The 21,443-nt window shown below is 43.1% G+C and carries 36 protein-coding genes and 1 pseudogene; 34 read left to right on the top strand and 3 right to left on the bottom strand.

Annotated features, from left to right (window positions below; translation table 11 throughout):
- Window positions 1–83: 83 nt before the first annotated feature.
- From Q9I99_RS09245 to oxyR, 34 genes and pseudogenes are all read left to right on the top strand, one after another.
- Complete coding sequence (locus tag Q9I99_RS09245) at window positions 84–1,136, top strand: GTPase family protein (protein WP_301667526.1); 1,053 nt, start codon at window positions 84–86, stop codon at window positions 1,134–1,136.
- A gap of 8 nt (window positions 1,137–1,144) precedes the next feature.
- Window positions 1,145–1,828, top strand: coding sequence for a GTPase family protein (locus Q9I99_RS09240; RefSeq protein WP_301667489.1), 684 nt, complete (start codon window positions 1,145–1,147; stop codon window positions 1,826–1,828).
- Between the two features lie 207 nt (window positions 1,829–2,035).
- Window positions 2,036–2,680: a 50S ribosomal protein L3 gene (rplC, locus tag Q9I99_RS09235; protein ID WP_301667490.1), complete on the top strand. Its 645-nt coding sequence runs from the start codon at window positions 2,036–2,038 to the stop codon at window positions 2,678–2,680.
- Window positions 2,680–3,300 carry a 50S ribosomal protein L4 gene (rplD, locus tag Q9I99_RS09230; RefSeq protein WP_002218573.1) on the top strand — a complete coding sequence of 207 codons (621 nt, stop codon included), beginning with the start codon at window positions 2,680–2,682 and terminating at the stop codon, window positions 3,298–3,300. Before rplC ends, rplD begins: the two co-directional genes overlap by 1 nt.
- The gene (gene rplW / locus Q9I99_RS09225) at window positions 3,297–3,611 is read left to right on the top strand and encodes a 50S ribosomal protein L23 (RefSeq protein WP_002231529.1); all 315 of its coding nucleotides are present in this window, start codon (window positions 3,297–3,299) and stop codon (window positions 3,609–3,611) included. Before rplD ends, rplW begins: the two co-directional genes overlap by 4 nt.
- Window positions 3,612–3,616: 5 nt before the next feature.
- Window positions 3,617–4,450 carry a 50S ribosomal protein L2 gene (gene rplB / locus Q9I99_RS09220; RefSeq protein ID WP_301667491.1) on the top strand — a complete coding sequence of 278 codons (834 nt, stop codon included), beginning with the start codon at window positions 3,617–3,619 and terminating at the stop codon, window positions 4,448–4,450.
- A 5-nt stretch (window positions 4,451–4,455) separates the two neighbouring features.
- Window positions 4,456–4,734, top strand: a complete 279-nt coding sequence (rpsS, locus tag Q9I99_RS09215; protein ID WP_002215422.1) for a 30S ribosomal protein S19 — start codon at window positions 4,456–4,458, stop codon at window positions 4,732–4,734.
- Window positions 4,735–4,742: 8 nt separating this feature from the next.
- Window positions 4,743–5,072, top strand: coding sequence for a 50S ribosomal protein L22 (rplV, locus tag Q9I99_RS09210; RefSeq protein WP_002215424.1), 330 nt, complete (start codon window positions 4,743–4,745; stop codon window positions 5,070–5,072).
- A 9-nt stretch (window positions 5,073–5,081) separates the two neighbouring features.
- Window positions 5,082–5,774 (top strand): 30S ribosomal protein S3, encoded by a 693-nt coding sequence (gene rpsC / locus Q9I99_RS09205; protein ID WP_003749800.1) that lies wholly within the window; start codon window positions 5,082–5,084, stop codon window positions 5,772–5,774.
- The gene (rplP, locus tag Q9I99_RS09200) at window positions 5,758–6,174 is read left to right on the top strand and encodes a 50S ribosomal protein L16 (protein WP_003749802.1); all 417 of its coding nucleotides are present in this window, start codon (window positions 5,758–5,760) and stop codon (window positions 6,172–6,174) included. The genes rpsC and rplP overlap by 17 nt, the downstream gene beginning before the upstream one ends.
- Window positions 6,174–6,365, top strand: coding sequence for a 50S ribosomal protein L29 (gene rpmC / locus Q9I99_RS09195; protein WP_002215432.1), 192 nt, complete (start codon window positions 6,174–6,176; stop codon window positions 6,363–6,365). The genes rplP and rpmC overlap by 1 nt, the downstream gene beginning before the upstream one ends.
- The gene (gene rpsQ / locus Q9I99_RS09190; protein WP_107819967.1) at window positions 6,365–6,628 is read left to right on the top strand and encodes a 30S ribosomal protein S17; all 264 of its coding nucleotides are present in this window, start codon (window positions 6,365–6,367) and stop codon (window positions 6,626–6,628) included. The genes rpmC and rpsQ overlap by 1 nt, the downstream gene beginning before the upstream one ends.
- Before the next feature lie 221 nt (window positions 6,629–6,849).
- Complete coding sequence (gene rplN, locus Q9I99_RS09185) at window positions 6,850–7,218, top strand: 50S ribosomal protein L14 (protein ID WP_003749804.1); 369 nt, start codon at window positions 6,850–6,852, stop codon at window positions 7,216–7,218.
- 11 nt (window positions 7,219–7,229) lie between these two features.
- Complete coding sequence (gene rplX / locus Q9I99_RS09180; protein WP_301667498.1) at window positions 7,230–7,553, top strand: 50S ribosomal protein L24; 324 nt, start codon at window positions 7,230–7,232, stop codon at window positions 7,551–7,553.
- Between the two features lie 9 nt (window positions 7,554–7,562).
- A complete protein-coding gene (gene rplE / locus Q9I99_RS09175; RefSeq protein WP_003749807.1) occupies window positions 7,563–8,102 on the top strand; it encodes a 50S ribosomal protein L5 in 540 nt (179 codons plus the stop codon).
- 2 nt (window positions 8,103–8,104) lie between these two features.
- On the top strand, window positions 8,105–8,410 hold the full coding sequence (gene rpsN / locus Q9I99_RS09170; protein WP_003684736.1) for a 30S ribosomal protein S14: 306 nt from the start codon (window positions 8,105–8,107) through the stop codon (window positions 8,408–8,410).
- Window positions 8,411–8,424: 14 nt separating this feature from the next.
- Entirely contained in the window at window positions 8,425–8,817 is a 393-nt protein-coding gene (gene rpsH, locus Q9I99_RS09165) for a 30S ribosomal protein S8 (protein ID WP_118792935.1), read from the top strand.
- 13 nt (window positions 8,818–8,830) lie between these two features.
- Entirely contained in the window at window positions 8,831–9,364 is a 534-nt protein-coding gene (rplF, locus tag Q9I99_RS09160; protein ID WP_003749285.1) for a 50S ribosomal protein L6, read from the top strand.
- A gap of 13 nt (window positions 9,365–9,377) precedes the next feature.
- Window positions 9,378–9,731 carry a 50S ribosomal protein L18 gene (gene rplR, locus Q9I99_RS09155; RefSeq protein WP_003749287.1) on the top strand — a complete coding sequence of 118 codons (354 nt, stop codon included), beginning with the start codon at window positions 9,378–9,380 and terminating at the stop codon, window positions 9,729–9,731.
- Window positions 9,732–9,749: 18 nt separating this feature from the next.
- Entirely contained in the window at window positions 9,750–10,268 is a 519-nt protein-coding gene (gene rpsE / locus Q9I99_RS09150; protein ID WP_301667501.1) for a 30S ribosomal protein S5, read from the top strand.
- Entirely contained in the window at window positions 10,261–10,446 is a 186-nt protein-coding gene (rpmD, locus tag Q9I99_RS09145; protein WP_002215447.1) for a 50S ribosomal protein L30, read from the top strand. The genes rpsE and rpmD overlap by 8 nt, the downstream gene beginning before the upstream one ends.
- A 1-nt stretch (window position 10,447) precedes the next feature.
- On the top strand, window positions 10,448–10,882 hold the full coding sequence (gene rplO / locus Q9I99_RS09140; protein ID WP_301667503.1) for a 50S ribosomal protein L15: 435 nt from the start codon (window positions 10,448–10,450) through the stop codon (window positions 10,880–10,882).
- Window positions 10,883–10,893: 11 nt separating this feature from the next.
- Window positions 10,894–12,203, top strand: a pseudogene (gene secY, locus Q9I99_RS09135) (preprotein translocase subunit SecY).
- 4 nt (window positions 12,204–12,207) lie between these two features.
- Window positions 12,208–12,426, top strand: a complete 219-nt coding sequence (infA, locus tag Q9I99_RS09130) for a translation initiation factor IF-1 (protein WP_002215452.1) — start codon at window positions 12,208–12,210, stop codon at window positions 12,424–12,426.
- Between the two features lie 20 nt (window positions 12,427–12,446).
- Complete coding sequence (gene rpmJ, locus Q9I99_RS09125) at window positions 12,447–12,560, top strand: 50S ribosomal protein L36 (protein ID WP_003697674.1); 114 nt, start codon at window positions 12,447–12,449, stop codon at window positions 12,558–12,560.
- Window positions 12,561–12,625: 65 nt separating this feature from the next.
- Window positions 12,626–12,988 carry a 30S ribosomal protein S13 gene (gene rpsM / locus Q9I99_RS09120; RefSeq protein ID WP_002215453.1) on the top strand — a complete coding sequence of 121 codons (363 nt, stop codon included), beginning with the start codon at window positions 12,626–12,628 and terminating at the stop codon, window positions 12,986–12,988.
- Between the two features lie 19 nt (window positions 12,989–13,007).
- Complete coding sequence (gene rpsK / locus Q9I99_RS09115) at window positions 13,008–13,403, top strand: 30S ribosomal protein S11 (RefSeq protein ID WP_002216249.1); 396 nt, start codon at window positions 13,008–13,010, stop codon at window positions 13,401–13,403.
- 19 nt (window positions 13,404–13,422) lie between these two features.
- Entirely contained in the window at window positions 13,423–14,043 is a 621-nt protein-coding gene (gene rpsD / locus Q9I99_RS09110) for a 30S ribosomal protein S4 (protein WP_301667506.1), read from the top strand.
- A gap of 25 nt (window positions 14,044–14,068) precedes the next feature.
- Window positions 14,069–15,055, top strand: coding sequence for a DNA-directed RNA polymerase subunit alpha (locus tag Q9I99_RS09105; protein ID WP_301667507.1), 987 nt, complete (start codon window positions 14,069–14,071; stop codon window positions 15,053–15,055).
- A gap of 23 nt (window positions 15,056–15,078) precedes the next feature.
- A complete protein-coding gene (gene rplQ, locus Q9I99_RS09100; RefSeq protein ID WP_002216251.1) occupies window positions 15,079–15,447 on the top strand; it encodes a 50S ribosomal protein L17 in 369 nt (122 codons plus the stop codon).
- A gap of 146 nt (window positions 15,448–15,593) precedes the next feature.
- Window positions 15,594–16,307: a septum site-determining protein MinC gene (gene minC / locus Q9I99_RS09095; protein ID WP_025457699.1), complete on the top strand. Its 714-nt coding sequence runs from the start codon at window positions 15,594–15,596 to the stop codon at window positions 16,305–16,307.
- Between the two features lie 28 nt (window positions 16,308–16,335).
- Window positions 16,336–17,151 carry a septum site-determining protein MinD gene (gene minD, locus Q9I99_RS09090; RefSeq protein WP_003690053.1) on the top strand — a complete coding sequence of 272 codons (816 nt, stop codon included), beginning with the start codon at window positions 16,336–16,338 and terminating at the stop codon, window positions 17,149–17,151.
- A 3-nt stretch (window positions 17,152–17,154) separates the two neighbouring features.
- Window positions 17,155–17,418, top strand: coding sequence for a cell division topological specificity factor MinE (minE, locus tag Q9I99_RS09085; RefSeq protein ID WP_301667510.1), 264 nt, complete (start codon window positions 17,155–17,157; stop codon window positions 17,416–17,418).
- Between the two features lie 3 nt (window positions 17,419–17,421).
- Window positions 17,422–18,342: a LysR family transcriptional regulator OxyR gene (gene oxyR / locus Q9I99_RS09080; protein ID WP_003675922.1), complete on the top strand. Its 921-nt coding sequence runs from the start codon at window positions 17,422–17,424 to the stop codon at window positions 18,340–18,342.
- Window positions 18,343–18,674: 332 nt separating this feature from the next.
- Here the strand turns inward: oxyR and Q9I99_RS09075 are convergent, their stop codons facing one another.
- The 3 genes from Q9I99_RS09075 to Q9I99_RS09065 all read right to left on the bottom strand — a co-directional run bounded on the left by Q9I99_RS09075 (window position 18,675) and on the right by Q9I99_RS09065 (window position 21,433).
- On the bottom strand, window positions 18,675–19,673 hold the full coding sequence (locus Q9I99_RS09075; RefSeq protein ID WP_301667511.1) for a YadA family autotransporter adhesin: 999 nt from the start codon (window positions 19,671–19,673) through the stop codon (window positions 18,675–18,677).
- Window positions 19,613–20,713, bottom strand: a complete 1,101-nt coding sequence (locus Q9I99_RS09070; protein ID WP_301667512.1) for a hypothetical protein — start codon at window positions 20,711–20,713, stop codon at window positions 19,613–19,615. The genes Q9I99_RS09075 and Q9I99_RS09070 overlap by 61 nt, the downstream gene beginning before the upstream one ends.
- Window positions 20,714–20,968: 255 nt before the next feature.
- Window positions 20,969–21,433 (bottom strand): hypothetical protein, encoded by a 465-nt coding sequence (locus Q9I99_RS09065; RefSeq protein WP_301667513.1) that lies wholly within the window; start codon window positions 21,431–21,433, stop codon window positions 20,969–20,971.
- Between the last annotated feature and the right edge of the window lie 10 nt (window positions 21,434–21,443).

The raw sequence follows: 21,443 nt of genomic DNA, 5'->3' as shown, positions 1-21,443 counted from the left end.
AGGCTTGCCCCCCCCCCCCCCGAAGAAAGGTAGAATCGGGCTTGGTTTGGGCAGAAGCATCCATCTGATTCTAAGGATGGATGATGTTTTATTCTCAAGTAAATAAAGGAAAGATGATGAGCTTACTTAAAGTCTTTAAAGATATTTTAAACAACAAAGAGTTGAATTCGGAAGAACGGCATGATTTGGAGCGGGCGGTTAAGATTTTGCAGGACACGCACGTCAATATTTTGATTACCGGAGCCACCGGTTGCGGCAAATCATCCACCATCAATGCCCTGTTCAGCATAGATCAGGCAATGGGAAAGAGCGATGGTCCGGTAAAGGAAGTCGCAAAAGTAGGCGTGGGCGTAGATCCTGAAACTATGGATATTGCCAAATATGAATTGGAGAATATGACGATTTGGGATAGTCCGGGTTTGGGCGACGGAGAGGAGGCAGATCAACGGCACCGGCGCAATATCATCAATAAGCTGCTGGAGAAAGACAGTAACGGCAATGCTGTCATCGACTTGGTTTTGGTACTGCTCGACGGCGGTTCCAGGGACTTGGGGACATCATACGAACTGATTAACAATGTAATTATCAATACATTGAAGAAGAGCGGGGAAGGCCGTACAGACCGGTTGCTGGTTGCGATTAATCAGTGTGATATGGCGATGAAGGGGCGGAATTGGGATGCGGAAGCTGGCCGTCCGAACGCCGCCTTGGAAAACTTTTTGGAAGAGAAAGTGTGTTCGACACGCAAGCGCATTCAGGAAGCTACCGGCGTTACGGTCAATCCGATTTATTTTTCAGCGGGCTTTAAGAGTGAAGATGAGGAGCAGCGTCCCTATAACATAACCCGCCTGTTGCGTTACATCATTACGGCTATGCCGTCTGAAAAATGGGTGATTGTGGCAGAGAAGATCAATGTGGAAGAAATCGAACGAGATACCAGCCGCCGCAAACAGGAGGAGCGGCAAGAAATCGACAGCAGTATCGGCAGTGCGCTGGAGAAAATATTGGGGGCTGCGGGAGGCGTGGTTAAAGATGTTGTTTCAACGATAGCGAGCGGTGTCGGGACGCTGATCGGCGGTGCTGCAAAAGCGATTGGAGGGATGATTAGCACGTTTGCCTCTTGGATTGGCTGGTAGGAGTGCATATGCATCGTTACCGTATTTCTGAAATCGGGAAGAAAGTCGCAGCAGCCGGTTTCCGTCCTCTGGATGTCTTGCTTGTTGGTGCGACAGGTGTCGGCAAGTCCTCAACCTTAAATGCCTTGTTTGGCGAGCAAAAAGCCAAGGTAGGTACAGGCGTGGATCCCGAAACGCAATTGGTCGAAAGTTATATGCTGAACGATGTGTTGCGGTTTTGGGACAGCGCAGGTTTGGGCGACGGGAAAGAAGCCGACCGCGCCCATCAGCAAAAACTGATTGATGTCCTGTCCAAAACCTACACTCATTCGGATGGGCAGTGGGGCTGGATAGATTTGGTGTTCGTTATCCTTGACGGCAGCTCCCGCGATTTGGGTACGACCTATGATTTGTTGAGGGATGTTATCCTTAAAATGATTGATCCGGATAGGGTTGTTGTTGCGATTAATCAGGCGGATATGGCGATGAAAGGACGTTATTGGGATAAGGCGCTGCATCAGCCGCTGCCGAATTTGCAACAGTTTCTAGATGAGAAGGCCGAATCGGTACAAAAAAGGATTCTGGAAGCGACAGGTTTGCAGATTTCCAAACCCGTTTACTATTCGGCATACGAAAACTACCATCTCAAAGAAATAATGGATGCAGTCATCAACCATATTCCGATTTGTCGAAGAAAGATGAATACGCTGTGATGATTGGATACAGGCCTTTTAAAAGAGTCCGATCCTATGCCGTCTGAAGATTCAAAACGTTTCAGGCGGCATATTTAGATATTTTTGTTGATATTTCTTTGACTTGTCAGATATAATGTCTGACTTGGTACATTCGTGCCAAGTTTAACTTTGTCTGAAAGACAGGCCAATCGTAGCCTGGCCCTTTACTTTAAAAGGAAAATAATCATGACTTTAGGTCTGGTTGGACGCAAAGTTGGTATGACCCGCGTGTTCGACGAACAGGGTGTTTCTGTTCCGGTAACCGTTTTGGATATGTCTGCCAACCGCGTTACACAAGTAAAATCCAAAGATACTGACGGCTATACTGCCGTTCAAGTTACCTTTGGTCAGAAAAAAGCTAACCGTGTCAATAAAGCCGAAGTTGGACACTTTGCAAAAGCAGGTGTTGAAGCCGGTCGCGGTTTGATCGAGTTTGCTTTGGCTGAAGAAAAACTGGCTGAATTGAAAGCCGGTGACGAAATCACCGTTTCTATGTTTGAAGTCGGTCAACTGGTTGATGTAACCGGTACCTCTAAAGGTAAAGGTTTCTCCGGTACGATCAAACGTCATAACTTCGGTGCCCAACGTACTTCCCACGGTAACTCCCGTTCTCACCGCGTTCCAGGTTCTATCGGTATGGCGCAAGACCCGGGTCGCGTGTTCCCCGGTAAACGCATGGCCGGCCAATACGGCAACACCAAAGCAACTGTTCAAAAATTGGAAGTTGTCCGTGTTGATGCAGAACGCCAACTGCTGTTGGTTAAGGGTGCTGTTCCGGGTGCGGTCAACAGCGATGTTGTAGTTCGTCCTAGCGTGAAAGTAGGTGCGTAATGGAATTGAAAGTAATTGACGCTAAAGGACAAGTTTCAGGCAGCCTGTCTGTTTCTGATGCTTTGTTCGCCCGCGAATACAATGAAGCGTTGGTTCATCAGCTGGTAAATGCCTACTTGGCAAACGCCCGCTCTGGTAACCGCGCTCAAAAAACCCGTGCCGAAGTAAAACACTCAACCAAAAAACCATGGCGTCAAAAAGGTACCGGCCGTGCCCGTTCCGGTATGACTTCTTCTCCGCTGTGGCGTAAAGGTGGTCGCGCGTTCCCGAACAAACCTGACGAAAACTTCACTCAAAAAGTAAACCGTAAAATGTACCGTGCCGGTATGGCGACTATTCTGTCCCAATTGGCTCGTGACGAGCGTTTGTTTGCTATCGAAGCGTTGACTGCTGAAACTCCTAAAACCAAAGTTTTTGCTGAACAAGTGAAAAATCTTGGTCTGGAGCAAGTGTTGTTTGTAACCAAACAGCTCGACGAGAATGTTTACTTGGCTTCACGCAACTTGCCAAACGTGTTGGTTTTGGAAGCTCAACAAGTTGATCCTTACAGCTTGCTGCGTTACAAAAAAGTAATCATCACTAAAGATGCAGTTGCACAATTAGAGGAGCAATGGGTATGAATCAACAACGTTTGACTCAAGTGATTTTGGCACCTATCGTTTCTGAAAAAAGCAACGTATTGGCTGAAAAACGCAACCAAATGACGTTTAAAGTCTTGGCAAATGCAACTAAGCCTGAAATCAAAGCTGCTGTTGAGCTGCTGTTCGGTGTTCAAGTTGCTTCTGTAACTACCGTTACAACTAAAGGCAAAACTAAGCGTTTTGGTCGTACTTTGGGCCGCCGCAGCGATGTTAAAAAAGCTTATGTAAGCTTGGCTGCCGGTCAAGAGTTGGATTTGGAAGCCGCTGCTGCAGCTGCAGATAAGGAATAAACAAAATGGCAATCGTTAAAATGAAGCCAACTTCTGCAGGCCGTCGCGGCATGGTTCGCGTGGTAACAGAAGGTTTGTATAAAGGTGCGCCTTATGCACCTTTGCTCGAAAAGAAAAATTCTACTGCCGGTCGTAACCATAATGGTCATATCACCACTCGTCATAAAGGCGGCGGTCACAAACACCATTACCGTGTTGTAGACTTTAAACGTAACAAAGACGGTATCCCTGCAAAAGTAGAGCGTATCGAATACGATCCTAACCGTACTGCCTTTATTGCACTGTTGTGCTATGCAGACGGCGAACGTCGCTACATCATCGCTCCTCGCGGTATTCAAGCCGGTGCTGTATTGGTTTCCGGTGCTGAAGCTGCCATCAAAGTAGGTAACACCCTGCCGATCCGCAACATTCCGGTTGGTACGACTATCCACTGTATCGAAATGAAACCCGGTAAAGGTGCTCAAATTGCACGTTCTGCCGGTGCTTCTGCGGTGTTGCTGGCTAAAGAAGGCGCATACGCTCAAGTCCGTCTGCGTTCTGGCGAAGTTCGTAAAATCAACGTAGATTGCCGTGCAACCATCGGTGAAGTCGGTAACGAAGAACAAAGCCTGAAGAAAATCGGTAAAGCCGGTGCCAATCGTTGGCGTGGTATTCGTCCGACCGTTCGTGGTGTTGTCATGAACCCTGTCGATCACCCGCATGGTGGTGGTGAAGGCCGTACCGGTGAAGCCCGCGAACCGGTCAGCCCATGGGGTACTCCTGCTAAAGGCTACCGCACTCGTAATAACAAACGCACGGATAATATGATTGTTCGTCGCCGTTACTCAAATAAAGGTTAATTAATATGGCTCGTTCATTGAAAAAAGGCCCATATGTAGACCTGCATTTGCTGAAAAAAGTAGATGCTGCTCGCGCAAGCAACGACAAACGCCCGATTAAAACTTGGTCTCGTCGTTCTACCATTCTGCCTGATTTTATCGGTCTGACCATTGCCGTGCACAACGGTCGCACCCATGTGCCTGTGTTTATCAGCGACAATATGGTTGGTCATAAATTAGGCGAATTCTCATTGACCCGTACCTTTAAAGGCCACCTGGCCGATAAAAAGGCTAAAAAGAAATAAGGTGAATCATGAGAGTAAATGCACAACATAAAAATGCCCGTATCTCTGCTCAAAAGGCTCGTTTGGTAGCTGATTTGATTCGTGGTAAAGACGTTGCCCAAGCTTTGAATATTTTGGCTTTCAGTCCTAAAAAAGGTGCCGAGCTGATCAAAAAAGTATTGGAGTCAGCTATTGCTAATGCCGAGCATAATAACGGTGCGGACATTGATGAACTGAAAGTGGTAACTATCTTTGTTGACAAAGGTCCAAGCTTGAAACGTTTTCAAGCTCGCGCCAAGGGTCGCGGTAACCGCATCGAAAAACAAACTTGTCATATCAATGTGACAGTGGGTAACTAAGGAAAAGCTATGGGACAAAAGATTAACCCTACAGGCTTTCGCCTGGCGGTAACTAAAGACTGGGCTTCAAAATGGTTTGCTAAAAGCACCGACTTTTCTACTGTTTTGAAGCAGGATATCGATGTTCGCAATTATTTGCGTCAAAAATTGGCTAATGCTTCAGTTGGTCGCGTAGTGATCGAGCGTCCTGCTAAATCTGCACGCATTACCATTCACTCCGCTCGTCCGGGTGTGGTTATCGGTAAAAAAGGCGAGGATATCGAAGTTTTGAAGCGTGACTTGCAAGCCTTGATGGGTGTGCCTGTTCACGTAAATATTGAAGAGATTCGCCGTCCTGAGTTGGATGCTCAAATTATTGCTGACGGAATTGCCCAGCAGTTGGAAAAACGTGTTCAATTCCGTCGTGCTATGAAACGAGCAATGCAAAATGCAATGCGTTCTGGTGCTAAAGGCATTAAGATTATGACTTCAGGCCGTCTGAATGGTGCGGATATTGCCCGTAGCGAATGGTATCGTGAAGGTCGCGTGCCACTACATACTTTACGTGCAAATGTAGATTATGCAACCAGCGAAGCGCACACCACATATGGTGTATTGGGTCTGAAAGTTTGGGTTTATACGGAAGGCAATATTAAATCTTCCAAACCTGAACATGAGAGTAAACAAAGAAAGGCAGGTAGACGTAATGCTGCAGCCAACTAGACTGAAATACCGTAAGCAACAAAAGGGTCGTAATACCGGCATCGCTACTCGCGGTAATAAGGTAAGTTTCGGTGAGTTCGGCTTGAAAGCCGTAGGTCGTGGTCGTTTGACTGCCCGTCAAATCGAAGCTGCTCGTCGTACAATGACCCGTCACATCAAACGTGGTGGTCGTATTTGGATTCGTGTATTCCCTGATAAACCGATTACTGAAAAGCCTATTCAAGTTCGTATGGGTGGCGGTAAAGGTAACGTGGAATATTACATTGCCGAAATTAAACCAGGTAAAGTGTTGTATGAAATGGATGGCGTTCCAGAGGAACTGGCTCGTGAAGCATTCGAGTTGGCTGCTGCCAAATTGCCTATTCCTACAACCTTTGTAGTAAGACAGGTGGGTCAATAATGAAAGCAAATGAATTGAAAGACAAATCCGTTGAGCAGTTGAATGCAGATTTGTTGGACTTGTTGAAAGCTCAGTTTGGCTTACGTATGCAAAACGCTACTGGTCAATTAGGCAAACCAAGTGAATTGAAACGTGTACGTCGCGATATTGCTCGTATTAAAACCGTTTTAACTGAAAAAGGTGCTAAGTAATGAGCGAAACTAAAAATGTTCGTACTTTGCAAGGCAAAGTAGTAAGCGACAAAATGGATAAAACCGTAACAGTATTGGTTGAGCGTAAAGTAAAACATCCGCTGTATGGTAAGATTATTCGATTATCTACTAAAATCCATGCCCATGATGAAAATAATCAATATGGAATTGGTGATGTAGTTGTTATATCGGAATCCCGTCCATTATCAAAAACTAAATCTTGGATTGTCAGTGAGCTGGTTGAGAAAGCACGTTCTGTTTAAGAATTAAAGCAACGTGCTTGAAATGGGAAACGAAGTATTGCAGCAAATTTAATTTGCGTGTAAACTTCGTTTCCTGTCTTTCAGTTTCTTCTGGAAGTTTCTTCCCTCTCGGGGCCCAAGACTGGTTTACTTGAACCGTAAGGTTTCATTTAATAAGCAGCGGCTTTGCTGTAAGTTATCTGAAAGTGGTAAATTAAGTTGGTTAATTTAAAGGTAATAACATGATTCAAATGCAGACCATCTTAGATGTGGCTGATAACTCTGGTGCGCGTAGAGTAATGTGTATCAAGGTATTGGGTGGGTCTAAGCGTCGCTATGCTTCGGTTGGCGATATTATTAAAGTTGCAATTAAAGATGCGGCTCCGCGTGGTCGTGTCAAGAAGGGCGATGTTTACAATGCTGTTGTTGTTCGTACTGCAAAAGGTGTTCGTCGTCCTGATGGGGCTTTGATTAAGTTTGATAACAATGCTGCTGTGTTGTTAAATAATAAGCTCGAACCTCTGGGTACTCGTATTTTTGGTCCTGTAACTCGTGAGCTGCGTACTGAGCGATTTATGAAAATCGTTTCATTGGCTCCTGAAGTATTGTAAGGGGTGGTGGAATGAATAAGATTGTTAAAGGCGATCAAGTTGTTGTTATCGCAGGTAAAGACAAGGGTAAGCGGGGTCAGATCATCCGTGTACTTGGTGGTAAGGTAATTGTTTCTGGTGTAAATGTTGTTAAGCGTCATCAGAAGCCGAATCCAATGCGCGGAGTTGAGGGTGGTGTTATTGTAAAAGAAATGCCTTTGGATATTTCTAATGTTGCAATTCTGAATCCTGAGACAAACAAAGCAGACCGTGTTGGTATTAAATTGATTGAAACTGAAGGCAAAATTAAGCGCGTTCGTTTCTTCAAATCTAATGGCTCTATCATTGGAGCATAAGGAGATAACATGGCTCGTTTGAGAGAGTTTTATAAAAGTACTGTTGTTCCTGAGTTGGTTAAACAGTTTGGTTACAAATCGGTTATGGAAGTGCCCCGTATTGAAAAGATTACTTTAAATATGGGTGTAGGTGAAGCTGTTGCTGATAAAAAAGTAATGGAGCATGCTGTTTCTGATTTAGAGAAAATTGCTGGTCAAAAACCAGTTGTTACTGTTGCCCGTAAATCTATCGCAGGTTTTAAAATCCGTGATAACTATCCAGTTGGTTGCAAAGTAACATTGCGTCGTGATCAAATGTTTGAATTTTTGGATCGTTTGATTACTATTGCATTGCCTCGCGTACGTGACTTCCGTGGTGTAAGCGGTAAATCATTTGATGGTCGTGGCAATTACAATATGGGCGTTCGTGAGCAAATTATTTTCCCGGAAATTGAATACGATAAGATTGATGCTTTGCGTGGTTTGAATATTACTATTACAACTACTGCAAAAACTGATGAAGAAGCGAAAGCTTTGTTGTCACTGTTCAAGTTTCCGTTTAAAGGATAATCATGGCTAAGAAAGCACTTATTAATCGTGAGCTGAAACGTCAAGCATTGGCGAAAAAGTTTGCAGCTAAACGTGAGGCAATTTTCGCTGTTATTAATGATGCTAATGCGACTGAAGAAGAACGCTTTGAAGCACGTTTGAAATTTCAATCCATTCCGCGTAATGCAGCACCTGTACGTCAACGTCGTCGTTGTGCTTTAACAGGTCGTCCTCGTGGCACTTTCCGTAAATTTGGTTTGGGTCGTATTAAAATCCGTGAAATCGCTATGCGTGGCGAGATTCCTGGTGTTGTTAAAGCTAGCTGGTAATAGGAGTATAAATAATGAGTATGCATGATCCTATTTCCGATATGTTGACTCGTATTCGCAATGCGCAACGTGCTAATAAAGCAGCTGTTGCCATGCCTTCTTCAAAATTGAAATGTGCAATTGCAAAAGTTCTGAAAGATGAAGGCTATATCGAGGATTTTACGGTTTCTGCTGATGCAAAACCGGTATTGGAAATTCAATTGAAATACTATGCAGGTTGCCCTGTGATTGAGCAAATTAAACGTGTTTCACGTCCTGGTTTGCGTATTTACAAAGCATCAAGCGAGATCCCTAGCGTAATGAATGGCTTGGGTGTTGCTATTGTTAGTACTTCTAAAGGTGTGATGACTGATCGCAAAGCCCGTTCTGAGGGTGTTGGTGGTGAGTTGTTGTGCATCGTAGCCTAGTGGAGAAATGTAAATGTCACGCGTCGCAAAAAACCCAGTGACTGTTCCTGCTGGTGTAGAAGTAAAATTCGGAACAGATGCATTGGTAATCAAAGGTAAACATGGCGAACTGTCCTTTCCTTTGCATTCCGATGTTGCTATTGAACTAAACGATGGTAAATTGACTTTTGCTGCAAAAAATGACAGTAAACAGGCTAATGCTATGTCTGGTACTGCTCGTGCATTGGTTAATAACATGGTTAAGGGTGTTTCTGAAGGTTTTGAGAAAAAACTTCAATTGATTGGTGTGGGTTATCGTGCCCAAGCGCAAGGCAAAGTTTTGAACTTGTCTTTGGGTTTCTCTCATCCAATCGTATACGAAATGCCTGAAGGTGTTTCTGTTCAAACTCCTAGCCAAACAGAAATCGTTTTGACTGGTGCAGATAAACAAGTGGTTGGCCAAGTCGCTGCTGAAATTCGTGCATTCCGCTCTCCTGAGCCTTATAAAGGCAAAGGTGTTCGTTATGTAGGTGAAGTAGTAGTGATGAAAGAAGCCAAGAAAAAATAATTGAGGTTCACTAATGGATAAACATACAACCCGACTCCGTCGTGCACGCAAAACCCGTGCGCGTATTGCGGACTTGAAAATGGTAAGATTATGTGTGTTCCGCAGCAATAATCATATTTATGCTCAAGTAATTAGTGCTGAAGGTGATAAAGTATTGGCTCAAGCCTCTACATTGGAAGCTGAAGTACGTAGTAGCCTGAAATCAGGTAGCAACGTTGAAGCAGCAGCTGTAGTTGGTAAGCGTATTGCTGAAAAAGCTAAAGCAGTAGGTGTTGAAAAAGTTGCTTTTGACCGTTCAGGTTTCCAATATCACGGTCGTGTGAAAGCTTTGGCTGAAGCTGCTCGTGAAAATGGTTTAAGCTTCTAAATATTTGGAGACTTTCAGATGGCAAAACATGAAATTGAAGAACGCGGTGACGGTCTGATTGAAAAGATGGTTGCAGTTAACCGTGTAACCAAAGTAGTTAAAGGTGGTCGCATTATGGCTTTCTCGGCGCTAACTGTTGTTGGTGATGGAGATGGTCGTATTGGTATGGGTAAAGGTAAGTCAAAAGAAGTGCCTGTTGCAGTCCAAAAGGCGATGGATCAAGCACGACGCTCTATGATTAAGGTTCCATTAAAAAATGGTACGATTCATCATGAGGTTATTGGTCAACATGGTGCTACTAAAGTATTTATGCAGCCTGCTAAAGAGGGTAGTGGCGTAAAAGCCGGTGGACCTATGCGTTTGGTTTTTGATGCCATGGGCATTCATAATATCTCCGCCAAAGTACACGGATCTACTAACCCATATAATATCGTACGTGCAACATTAGATGGTTTATCTAAGTTGTATACTCCTGCTGATATCGCAGCCAAACGTGGCTTGACAGTGGAAGACATTTTGGGAGTTAACCATGGCTGAGCAAAAAAAGATTAGGGTTACATTGGTTAAAAGCCTGATTGGTACAATTGAATCTCATCGTGCATGTGCACGCGGTTTAGGTTTGCGTCGTCGCGAGCATACGGTAGAGGTTTTAGATACCCCTGAAAACCGTGGTATGATTAATAAAATCAGCTACTTGTTGAAAGTGGAGTCTTGATATGTTTTTGAATACAATTCAACCTGCTGTTGGTGCTACGCATGCTGGTCGTCGTGTTGGACGCGGTATTGGTAGTGGTCTTGGTAAAACAGGTGGTCGTGGTCATAAAGGTCAAAAGAGCCGGTCTGGTGGGTTTCATAAGGTGGGTTTCGAGGGTGGTCAAATGCCCTTGCAACGACGCCTCCCTAAAAGAGGTTTTAAATCTTTAACAGCATCAGCTAATGCACAGCTTCGTTTAAGTGAACTGGAATCAATTGCTGTTAATGAGATTGATATTTTGGTCTTAAAGCAAGCAGGTCTGATTGCATCTACAGTCTCTAATGTTAAAGTTATTGCTTCTGGTGAAATTTCTAAGGCAGTTGCTTTGAGGGGTATTAAAGTTACCAAAGGTGCGAGAGCTGCTATCGAGGCTGTTGGTGGTAAGATTGAAATGTAAGGTTTAATATTGTGGCTAATCAACAAACGTCATCAGGTTTATCCAAGTTTGGAGATCTTAAGAAACGTCTTTTGTTTCTATTTGGAGCATTGATTGTTTTTCGAATTGGTGCCCATATACCCGTACCTGGAGTTGATGCTGTTGCTTTAGCTAAATTATACGAAAGCGCTGGAAACGGCATCCTGGGAATGTTGAATATGTTTTCCGGTGGGTCGTTAGAGCGCTTTAGTATATTTGCAATAGGAATCATGCCATATATTTCAGCTTCTATTATTGTACAGCTCGCTTCTGAAATTTTGCCATCATTGAAGGCTTTAAAAAAAGAAGGGGAGGCTGGTAGAAAGGTAATTACGAAATATACTAGGTATGGTACTGTTTTGTTAGCAATTCTTCAAAGTCTAGGTGTTGCATCTTTCGTATTTCAGCAAGGAGTTGTTGTAACAAGTTCATTTGAGTTTCATGTTTCCACGGTAGTTTCTTTGGTAACGGGAACCATGTTTCTTATGTGGCTTGGGGAGCAAATTACTGAAAGGGGTATCGGGAACGGTATTTCTTTAATTATTACGGCAGGTATTGCTTCAGGTATTCCTTCGGGTATTGCAAAGCTGGTTACACTGACGAACCAAGGTTCTATGAGCATGCTTACGGCGTTGCTTATTGTATTTGGTGCCTTATTATTAATTTATTTGGTTGTATACTTTGAAAGTGCACAGCGGAAGATTCCTATTCATTATGCAAAACGCCAGTTTAATGGTAGGGTGGGGAGTCAAAATACGCATATGCCTTTCAAGTTGAATATGGCTGGTGTTATTCCCCCAATTTTTGCTTCCAGTATTATTCTATTTCCATCTACTCTTTTAGGTTGGTTTGGTTCGGCTGATACAAATAGTGTTTTGCATAAAATAGCTGGATTGTTACAACACGGTCAATTGCTGTATATGGCTTTATTTGCAGCGACAGTTATTTTCTTTTGTTATTTTTATACGGCTTTGTTTTTTAGCCCTAAAGAAATGGCAGAGAATTTAAAAAAGAGTGGTGCTTTTGTTCCTGGAATTAGACCTGGTGAGCAGACCTCTAGGTATTTAGAAAAAGTTGTATTACGTTTGACATTGTTTGGAGCTCTTTATATTACAACTATTTGTTTAATTCCAGAGTTCTTAACTACGGTTTTAAATGTACCTTTTTATTTGGGTGGTACGTCTTTGTTGATTCTAGTTGTTGTAACGATGGATTTTAGTACACAAATAAATTCGTATAGGCTTACTCAACAGTATGATAAGTTAATGACTCGTTCAAAATGAAATCATTTTCTCGGAAATAGAATTATGGCGAAAGAAGATACTATTCAAATGCAAGGTGAAATTCTTGAAACTTTACCTAATGCAACATTTAAAGTAAAACTTGAGAATGACCATATTGTATTGGGTCATATTTCTGGGAAGATGCGGATGCATTACATTCGTATTTCTCCGGGAGATAAGGTCACAGTAGAGCTGACACCTTATGATTTAACTAGGGCTCGAATCGTTTTCAGAGCAAGATAAACCAATAAAAGGAAAATAAAATGCGTGTACAACCATCTGTTAAGAAAATTTGCCGAAATTGCAAGATTATTCGTCGAAATCGTGTAGTTCGTGTAATTTGTACTGATCCCCGTCACAAACAGCGTCAAGGTTAATGGAATATTTCTTTTAATGTGATTCTGTGATATAGTGACACACTTTGCCCTAAAAAGGAAAAAATATGGCTCGTATTGCAGGGGTAAATATCCCTAATAACGCACACATCGTAATTGGTCTTCAGGCTATTTACGGTATTGGTGCTACTCGTGCTAAATTGATTTGTGAGGCTGCAAATATTGCGCCTGATACTAAAGCAAAAGATTTGGACGAGACCCAATTAGATGCTTTGCGTGACCAAGTTGCCAAGTATGAAGTAGAAGGTGATTTGCGTCGTGAAGTAACTATGAGTATCAAGCGATTGATGGACATGGGCTGCTATCGTGGCTTCCGTCATCGTCGCGGCTTACCATGCCGCGGTCAACGCACTCGTACAAATGCGCGTACCCGCAAAGGTCCGCGTAAAGCGATTGCTGGTAAGAAATAAATTTTAAGGAATTTTATTAATGGCTAAAGCAAACACAGCTTCACGTGTACGTAAAAAAGTACGTAAAACCGTGAGTGAGGGTATTGTGCACGTTCATGCATCTTTCAACAATACCATCATTACAATCACTGACCGTCAAGGCAATGCGTTGTCTTGGGCTACCTCTGGCGGCGCTGGTTTTAAAGGTTCTCGTAAAAGTACACCATTTGCAGCACAAGTTGCAGCAGAAGCAGCTGGTAAAGTTGCCCAAGAGTATGGCGTTAAAAATTTAGAGGTTCGTATTAAAGGTCCAGGCCCAGGTCGCGAATCCTCTGTACGTGCTTTGAATGCTCTTGGTTTCAAGATTACCAGCATTACTGACGTTACCCCGTTGCCTCATAACGGTTGCCGTCCGCCTAAAAAACGTCGTATTTAATATTGGAGTGATTTGAAACATGGCACGTTATATTGGCCCTAAATGTAAGTTAGCACGTCGCGAAGGTACGGATTTGTTTTTGAAGAGTGCGCGCCGCTCTTTGGATTCTAAATGTAAAATGGATTCCGCTCCCGGTCAGCATGGTGCAAAAAAACCGCGTTTGTCAGACTATGGTTTGCAGTTGCGTGAAAAACAAAAAATCCGCCGTATTTATGGCGTATTAGAACGTCAGTTCCGTCGTTATTTCGCAGAAGCTGATCGTCGTAAAGGTTCTACTGGCGAGTTGCTGTTGCAATTGCTGGAATCTCGTTTGGATAATGTCGTTTATCGTATGGGTTTCGGTTCTACCCGAGCTGAAGCAAGACAGCTTGTTTCTCATAAGGCGATAGCTGTAAATGGACAAGTTGTCAATATTCCTTCTTTCCAAGTGAAAGCTGGTGATGTTGTCTCAGTTCGTGAAAAAGCCAAAAAACAGGTACGTATTCAAGAAGCATTGGGTTTGGCAACTCAAATCGGCTTGCCGGGTTGGGTTTCTGTGGATGCAGATAAACTTGAGGGTGTGTTCAAAAACATGCCGGATCGCTCGGAATTGACCGGTGATATTAATGAACAGCTGGTGGTAGAGTTCTACTCTAAATAATGCTAGCTCAGTGAGGGACAGTTAAATGCAGAATAGCACAACTGAATTTTTGAAACCTCGTCAAATTGATGTAAATACTTTTTCTGCAACTCGTGCAAAAGTATCTATGCAGCCATTTGAACGTGGTTTCGGTCATACCTTAGGTAATGCTTTGCGCCGTATCTTACTGTCATCCATGAATGGTTTTGCTCCTACTGAAGTGGCTATTGCCGGTGTATTACACGAATATTCTACTGTTGATGGTGTTCAGGAAGATGTTGTTGACATTTTGCTGAATATTAAAGGTATTGTATTTAAGCTCCATGGTCGTAGCCAAGTTCAACTTGTGTTGAAGAAATCAGGTTCAGGTGTCGTATCTGCCGGTGATATTGAGTTGCCGCATGATGTAGAAATTCTGAATCCTGGTCATGTCATTTGTCATTTGGCTGATAACGGTCAAATTGAGATGGAAATTAAAGTAGAGCAAGGTCGTGGTTATCAATCTGTTTCAGGTCGTCAGGTAGTTCATGATGAGAACCGTCAGATTGGTGCAATCCAGTTGGATGCGAGCTTTTCGCCCATCAGCCGTGTTAGCTTTGAGGTTGAACCTGCACGTGTAGAGCAGCGGACGGATCTTGATAAGTTGGTTTTGGATATCGAAACCGACGGTTCTATTGATCCTGAGGAAGCTGTACGCAGTGCAGCACGTATTTTGATTGATCAGATGTCTATTTTTGCTGATTTGCAGGGTACGCCTGTGGAGGAGGTTGAAGAAAAAGCACCTCCTATCGACCCTGTTCTTTTGCGTCCGGTGGATGATCTGGAATTGACAGTACGTTCAGCTAATTGTTTGAAAGCTGAGGATATTTATTATATTGGCGATTTGATTCAACGCACTGAAACCGAGCTTCTTAAAACGCCGAATTTGGGACGTAAATCTTTGAATGAGATTAAGGAAGTATTGGCATCTAAAGGTTTGACACTGGGTTCTAAGTTGGAAGCATGGCCACCTGTAGGCTTGGAAAAGCCTTAATGAAGAATTAAAGGATAATTGATATGCGTCATCGTAATGGCAATCGCAAATTAAACCGTACCAGCAGTCATCGTGCTGCAATGCTGCGTAATATGGCGAATTCATTATTGACTCACGAAACGATTGTAACAACTCTGCCTAAGGCCAAGGAATTGCGCCGTGTAGTAGAGCCGTTGATTACATTGGGTAAAAAACCGTCATTGGCAAACCGCCGTTTGGCATTTGACCGTACTCGCGACCGTGATGTTGTGGTAAAACTGTTTGGCGATTTGGGTCCTCGTTTTACTGCTCGTAACGGTGGTTATGTTCGAGTGTTGAAATACGGATTCCGTAAAGGTGATAATGCACCTCTGGCACTGGTTGAATTGGTTGACAAACCGGCTGCTGAGTAATTTTAGTCGTATAACGCCATCTGCCGAAAAGCAGGTGGCGTTATTTTTGCAATATCTGATAGGTAATAGGGTATTGGCTATTATGTTTAAAATATTAATTGAATAGCTAGGGTTTGCGCGGTAAACTTACATCATTAAAAAATTCTATGATGGTCTATATGATGAATGCCTTCGATATAAAGTCGACAAAGATGGACGTATTGTCTATATCTTTGCATACATCAGACTTGTTTGATTTGGAAGATGTGTTGGTCAAATTGGGCAAGAAGTTTCAAGAGTCTGGTGTTGTTCCATTTGTTCTGGATGTTCAAGAGTTTGATTATCCCGAGTCTTTGGATCTTGCTGCATTGGTTTCGTTGTTTTCAAGGCATGGTATGCAAATTTTGGGTCTGAAGCATTCTAATGAACGTTGGGCTGCTGTGGCTATGAAGTATCATTTGCTGTTTTGTCTGTCTCATTCGGAAAATGTTAAAGAACTGGGTCAGGTTGAGGTGCAGAAAACGGAGGATGGTCAGAAAGCAAGGAAAACAGTATTGATTACATCCCCTGTCCGTACCGGTCAGCAGGTTTATGCCGAAGATGGCGATTTGATTGTTACGGGGGCGGTCAGTCAGGGGGCGGAATTGATTGCGGATGGCAATATACATATTTATGCGCCGATGAGGGGGCGTGCTTTGGCCGGCGCCAAGGGTGATACTTCTGCCCGTATATTTATCCACTCCATGCAGGCAGAACTGGTTTCTGTGGCGGGTATTTACCGTAATTTTGAACAGGATTTGCCGGATCATCTGCACAAGCAGCCGGTACAGATATTGTTGCAGGATAATCGGTTGGTTATCAGTGCAATTGGCTCAGAGTAATTGTTTGATATTTTAAAAAGGAAATATTGTGGCAAAAATTATTGTAGTAACTTCAGGTAAGGGCGGTGTCGGTAAAACGACTACCAGTGCCAGTATTGCGACAGGTTTGGCATTACGCGGATATAAAACGGCGGTAATTGATTTTGATGTGGGCTTGCGTAACCTCGACCTCATTATGGGCTGCGAGCGTCGTGTCGTTTATGACCTGATCAATGTCATTCAGGGTGAGGCGACACTCAACCAGGCTTTGATTAAAGATAAAAATTGTGAAAACCTGTTTATTTTGCCGGCTTCCCAGACTCGGGATAAAGACGCTTTGACACGCGAGGGTGTCGAAAAAGTGATGCAGGAGCTGTCCGGCAAGAAAATGGGTTTTGAGTATATTATTTGCGACTCTCCCGCCGGTATTGAGCAGGGTGCATTGATGGCGTTGTATTTTGCTGATGAAGCCATTGTAACGACCAATCCTGAGGTTTCCAGTGTGCGTGACTCCGACAGGATTTTGGGAATTTTGCAAAGCAAATCCCGTAAGGCAGAGCAAGGCGGTTCGGTTAAAGAACATCTGTTGATTACGCGTTATTCTCCCGAACGTGTGGCAAAAGGCGAAATGCTGTCTGTACAGGATATTTGCGATATTCTGCGTATTCCTTTGCTGGGTGTGATTCCCGAATCCCAAAACGTCTTGCAGGCATCCAATTCCGGAGAACCGGTCATCCATCAGGACAGCGTAGCGGCTTCCGAGGCATATAAGGACGTTATTGCCCGTCTTTTGGGCGAGAACCGTGAAATGCGTTTCTTGGAAGCTGAGAAAAAAAGCTTCTTCAAACGTCTGTTCGGAGGATAAGGTATGTCATTGATCGAACTTTTATTCGGCAGAAAGCAGAAAACGGCAACCGTTGCCCGCGACCGCCTTCAAATCATCATTGCCCAAGAGCGCGCTCAAGAAGGTCAGGTTCCGGATTACCTGCCGACTTTACGTAAAGAGTTGATGGAAGTCCTGTCCAAATATGTGAATGTTTCATTAGACAATATCCGTATTTCCCAAGAAAAGCAGGATGGTATGGATGTGCTTGAGTTGAACATTACTTTGCCGGAACAGAAAAAGGTATAGGACATGACCTTAACCGAATTGCGGTACATCGTCGCAGTCGCCCAAGAACGTCATTTCGGCCGGGCGGCGCGGCGTTGTTTTGTCAGCCAGCCCACTTTGTCTATTGCCATTAAGAAATTGGAAGAAGAGCTTGCCGTCTCTTTGTTTGACCGGAGCAGCAACGATATTATTACGACCGAGGCGGGGGAACGTATCGTCGCACAGGCGCGTAAGGTGTTGGAAGAGGCGGAGCTTATCAGGCATTTGGCAAATGAAGAGCAGAATGAGCTGGAGGGAGCATTCAAACTTGGATTAATTTTCACAGTTGCTCCCTACCTGTTACCAAAGTTGATTGTTTCTCTGCGTCGTACTGCACCTAAGATGCCTCTGATGTTGGAGGAGAACTATACGCATACGTTGACTGAATCTCTTAAGCGTGGAGATGTTGACGCAATTATCGTGGCAGAGCCGTTTCAGGAACCGGGTATCGTTACCGAACCGTTGTATGACGAACCGTTCTTCGTCATTGTTCCCAAGGGGCATCCGTTTGAAGAGCTTGATGCTGTGTCATCTAAAATGCTGGGCGAAGAACAGGTTTTGTTGCTTACGGAAGGGAATTGTATGCGGGATCAAGTGTTGTCAAGTTGCTCCGAGTTGGCTGCCAAACAACGCATACAGGGTTTGACCAATACATTGCAGGGTAGTTCGATTAACACGATTCGCCATATGGTTGCAAGCGGTCTGGCAATCAGTGTATTACCGGCAACTGCACTGACTGAAAACGACCATATGCTTTTCAGTATTATTCCTTTCGAGGGTACTGCACCGAGCCGTCGGGTCGTGTTGGCATACCGTCGTAACTTTGTTCGTCCGAAAGCATTGTCTGCAATGAAAACGGCGATTATGCAATCGAGGTTGAGCGGTGTAACGTTCCTTAGAGGGTAATTCAAAAACAATGCCGTCTGAAGATTTCAGACGGCATTGTTTTATTCTTTTAGACTATATTTTAATATGCCGTGGAATACAACCCTAACAGTTGGATGAAACGCAGTTTATCCAATGGAATAGATTTCCACCCAGATGGGAATCAACTGATTATTTAAACACAGTTTTTATTTAAATAGGATGTTTTATCCAGTCTTCAGTTCGGGGCAGATAGAGATACCACCTTATTGTTAGTTTGATATATTTGTAGGGATATCATATTTTTGGGATACGCTACAAGCCATATAAAAAACCTCCGTATTGTATTCAATACGGAGGTTTTCCAACTTGGTTTACCAGAGGTAGCCGACGCCGACACCGCCACCGGTTTTGGCTTTAGTATTGACGTTGACTTGACCTTTAATCAACCATTTTCCATTATCGCTGATACTGGAGTAACCAACAGCCAAAGCACCTTGAGAACCGTAGGTGCCGACTGATGCGGCAAACATAGATTTACCCGGCAGGTAGGCTTGAGGCAGGGATGCGGCGGCATTCGAGCCGGCTGCCACACCGTCGATTTTATCTTCAAGATCTTTTGTAATGCCTCTGAGCTGGCTTACATTCACAGCATCACTATCTTTTATACCCGGAGCAACATTAGATATACGGACAGGTGCCTGATTGTCTTTGCTGCTAAGCTTCAGCGATCCATCTTCATCAGCACTTAAGGTCGGAGCCTGTTTGGAGGTTCCAAGAGACAGGCTGTTGAAATTCACATCATCTTTTGTCGCATAGGTAATCTTACCATTATTTTCTTGTTTCACAGACATATTTTTGCCTGCAATCATTTCAACGGTATTACCGGCTTTAATAAATTCGGTTTTATTCTTGTCAACATCCCCATCTAATCTCTCACCAAAATCTACGGCAGAAGTTTTCAAGTTAAAACCAGTGTTTTTAAGTTGAGCCACATTGACAGCATCAGTATCTTTACTTCCAGCAGCCACATTAGTGATTTGACGAGTAATTCCTTCTTCTTCATCCCCCACTGAAACAGCATTAGCTGTACTAATCCAAGTAGAAATAAGTTTACGTTTTTCTTTCTTTAATTCGGCAATACGATTTTCATGCGTGTTAAATTCATCCTTATTTTCTGCTAAAAATTTTTCTTTTTCTTCAATTTCTCTCTCAATATTGCGAAGTTTATCCCTATTCAAAATATTGTTAATTCCCAAGTTTCTAGAATCGTTTTCTCTTACTGATATACGTTTTTCTAATGTATTTTTAGCTATTGACTCTGCGTTGTACGGGTTTCTAGATTGTTTAAACGGTTGTACTCCGCTTTCCAAGCTGGAAGCATTTTATCTAGATACGTAACTTTAAGTGTATTTTCACCAATCTTCTCTTTGACTTTACGCTCGTCATTTTTTAGCGTTTTGAGTTCACTTTCGAAGGTTTTATATTTATGGTAAAGCGAGTTAACATCTGCACTCTCTTTTTCTTTTCCAACTATTTCATTATTTAATTCTTCTAAATGCGCCGCCTTATCGTTTTCTGAAAGGATTAAATTTTTATTTTTATCTACTGATGTATTCGATATATCATATCCCGTTACGCCTTTTTCTGTTATAGCCTTGCTTCCATTCCCCAAGGCAACGCCATCTTCAATCGCTGAGGCCTGATTACCAATTACTACAGAATTTGTATTAGCAACCGTTTCTGTACCGATAGCTATACCATTATTCCCCTCAGCTTTACTGAGACTACCTAGTACTATACTATTTTCTCCGTTTGCTACAGCACCAGAACCAGCCGAAAAGGAATATTCTCCATTTGCTATAGAAGACCAACCTATTGAAGTACTTGATTTTCCATGAGCTTCAGCCGTATGTCCTAATGCAAGTGAATACCATCCATCTGCAATTGTTGTATTCCCAATAGCGTAAGCTCCTCGTCCTCTTGACTGCGCATTTCCCCCTATTGAAATATTCTCAGAACCCAAGGCATTACTTCCGTGACCAATGGCAATATTAGATTGAGATTCTCCATCATGATAATCAGGCCACTGTACGGGTGTAGTTTCAGCACGATAACCTATGGCAATAGAATAATCCTGACGAGCAATAGTTCCCGAACCAACTGCGACGCTATTTCTACCCGCACTTTCTGATGCTAAACCAACTGCTAGAGAACCTAATCCTACAGCTTGCGCTCTTTCTACTGCTTCCTCGGCTCTACCATAATTTTCTTTATAATCTAACTTTAGCAAGCGATCGTTTAATTTATCTAAATTCTTTTTTAAATCTTCAGTTGTAGGAGTTGCGGCATAAGCTTGATTATATATAAAAGAAGATAAAATTAATGCAATATATCGTTTCTTGATACCCATAATATTCTCCGGTTAAGATGGTGTAAATTAAAATACTTCTTATAAAGTACAAATAACTACAAGATTACCTTCATCTCCTTCCAAAAAGTTTTTAGGGCTAATCTACTTCAGCCCCTATTATTTTATTACCATTGTTAACGACAATTTTTGTGTCAACACGTCTGAGTTAAGTATTGCCAACAGAAACAAATTGCCCTTGCAATGCTAGTATCTCTGCCGTCAATCAGGCAAACCGATTTGACCTGCAATCGTTTTTTATTTCACTTTCGTACATACCTCACGGGAAGTTCCGTCTTCAGACACCAATTTTCCTGTTTTATCCGCTTGATATACTTCATCTTTACTGGGTTTGTCCATCTCCGCGACCAATCCGGTGTACATCATGCTTTCCAAGAATTGGCCGTCTTCTGATTCTTCCAACCATGCCAATGTTTCAGGGCTGTGGAGTCGTGAAACTTCGCTATATTTGATTTGGCTTTGCGTCAAGGCATTGTTCTCAAAACGCCATTTCCCTGATCCGACAACACGGTATGCCAAGATATTGCCGTCATCATCGATTTTGAGTATAGCATCGCCACGGAAACTGCCGTCCTGAAGATATTCAACTTTTGCATTACTGTGAATGTTTTCATCAGTGCCGATGCAATGCCATGTACCGACAATCGGAGAAGCCAGAGCAGTTGTTGCGGATAAAAGTACCGGCAGAATAAAGAGTTTCATCGTATTTCCT

The sequence above is a fragment of the Neisseria basseii genome, assembly GCF_962707005.1.
GTDB classification, from domain to species: Bacteria; Pseudomonadota; Gammaproteobacteria; order Burkholderiales; family Neisseriaceae; genus Neisseria; species Neisseria bergeri.
Note: the sequence above shows the minus strand (reverse complement) of the source record. Positions and strands in the feature narration are given on the sequence as shown.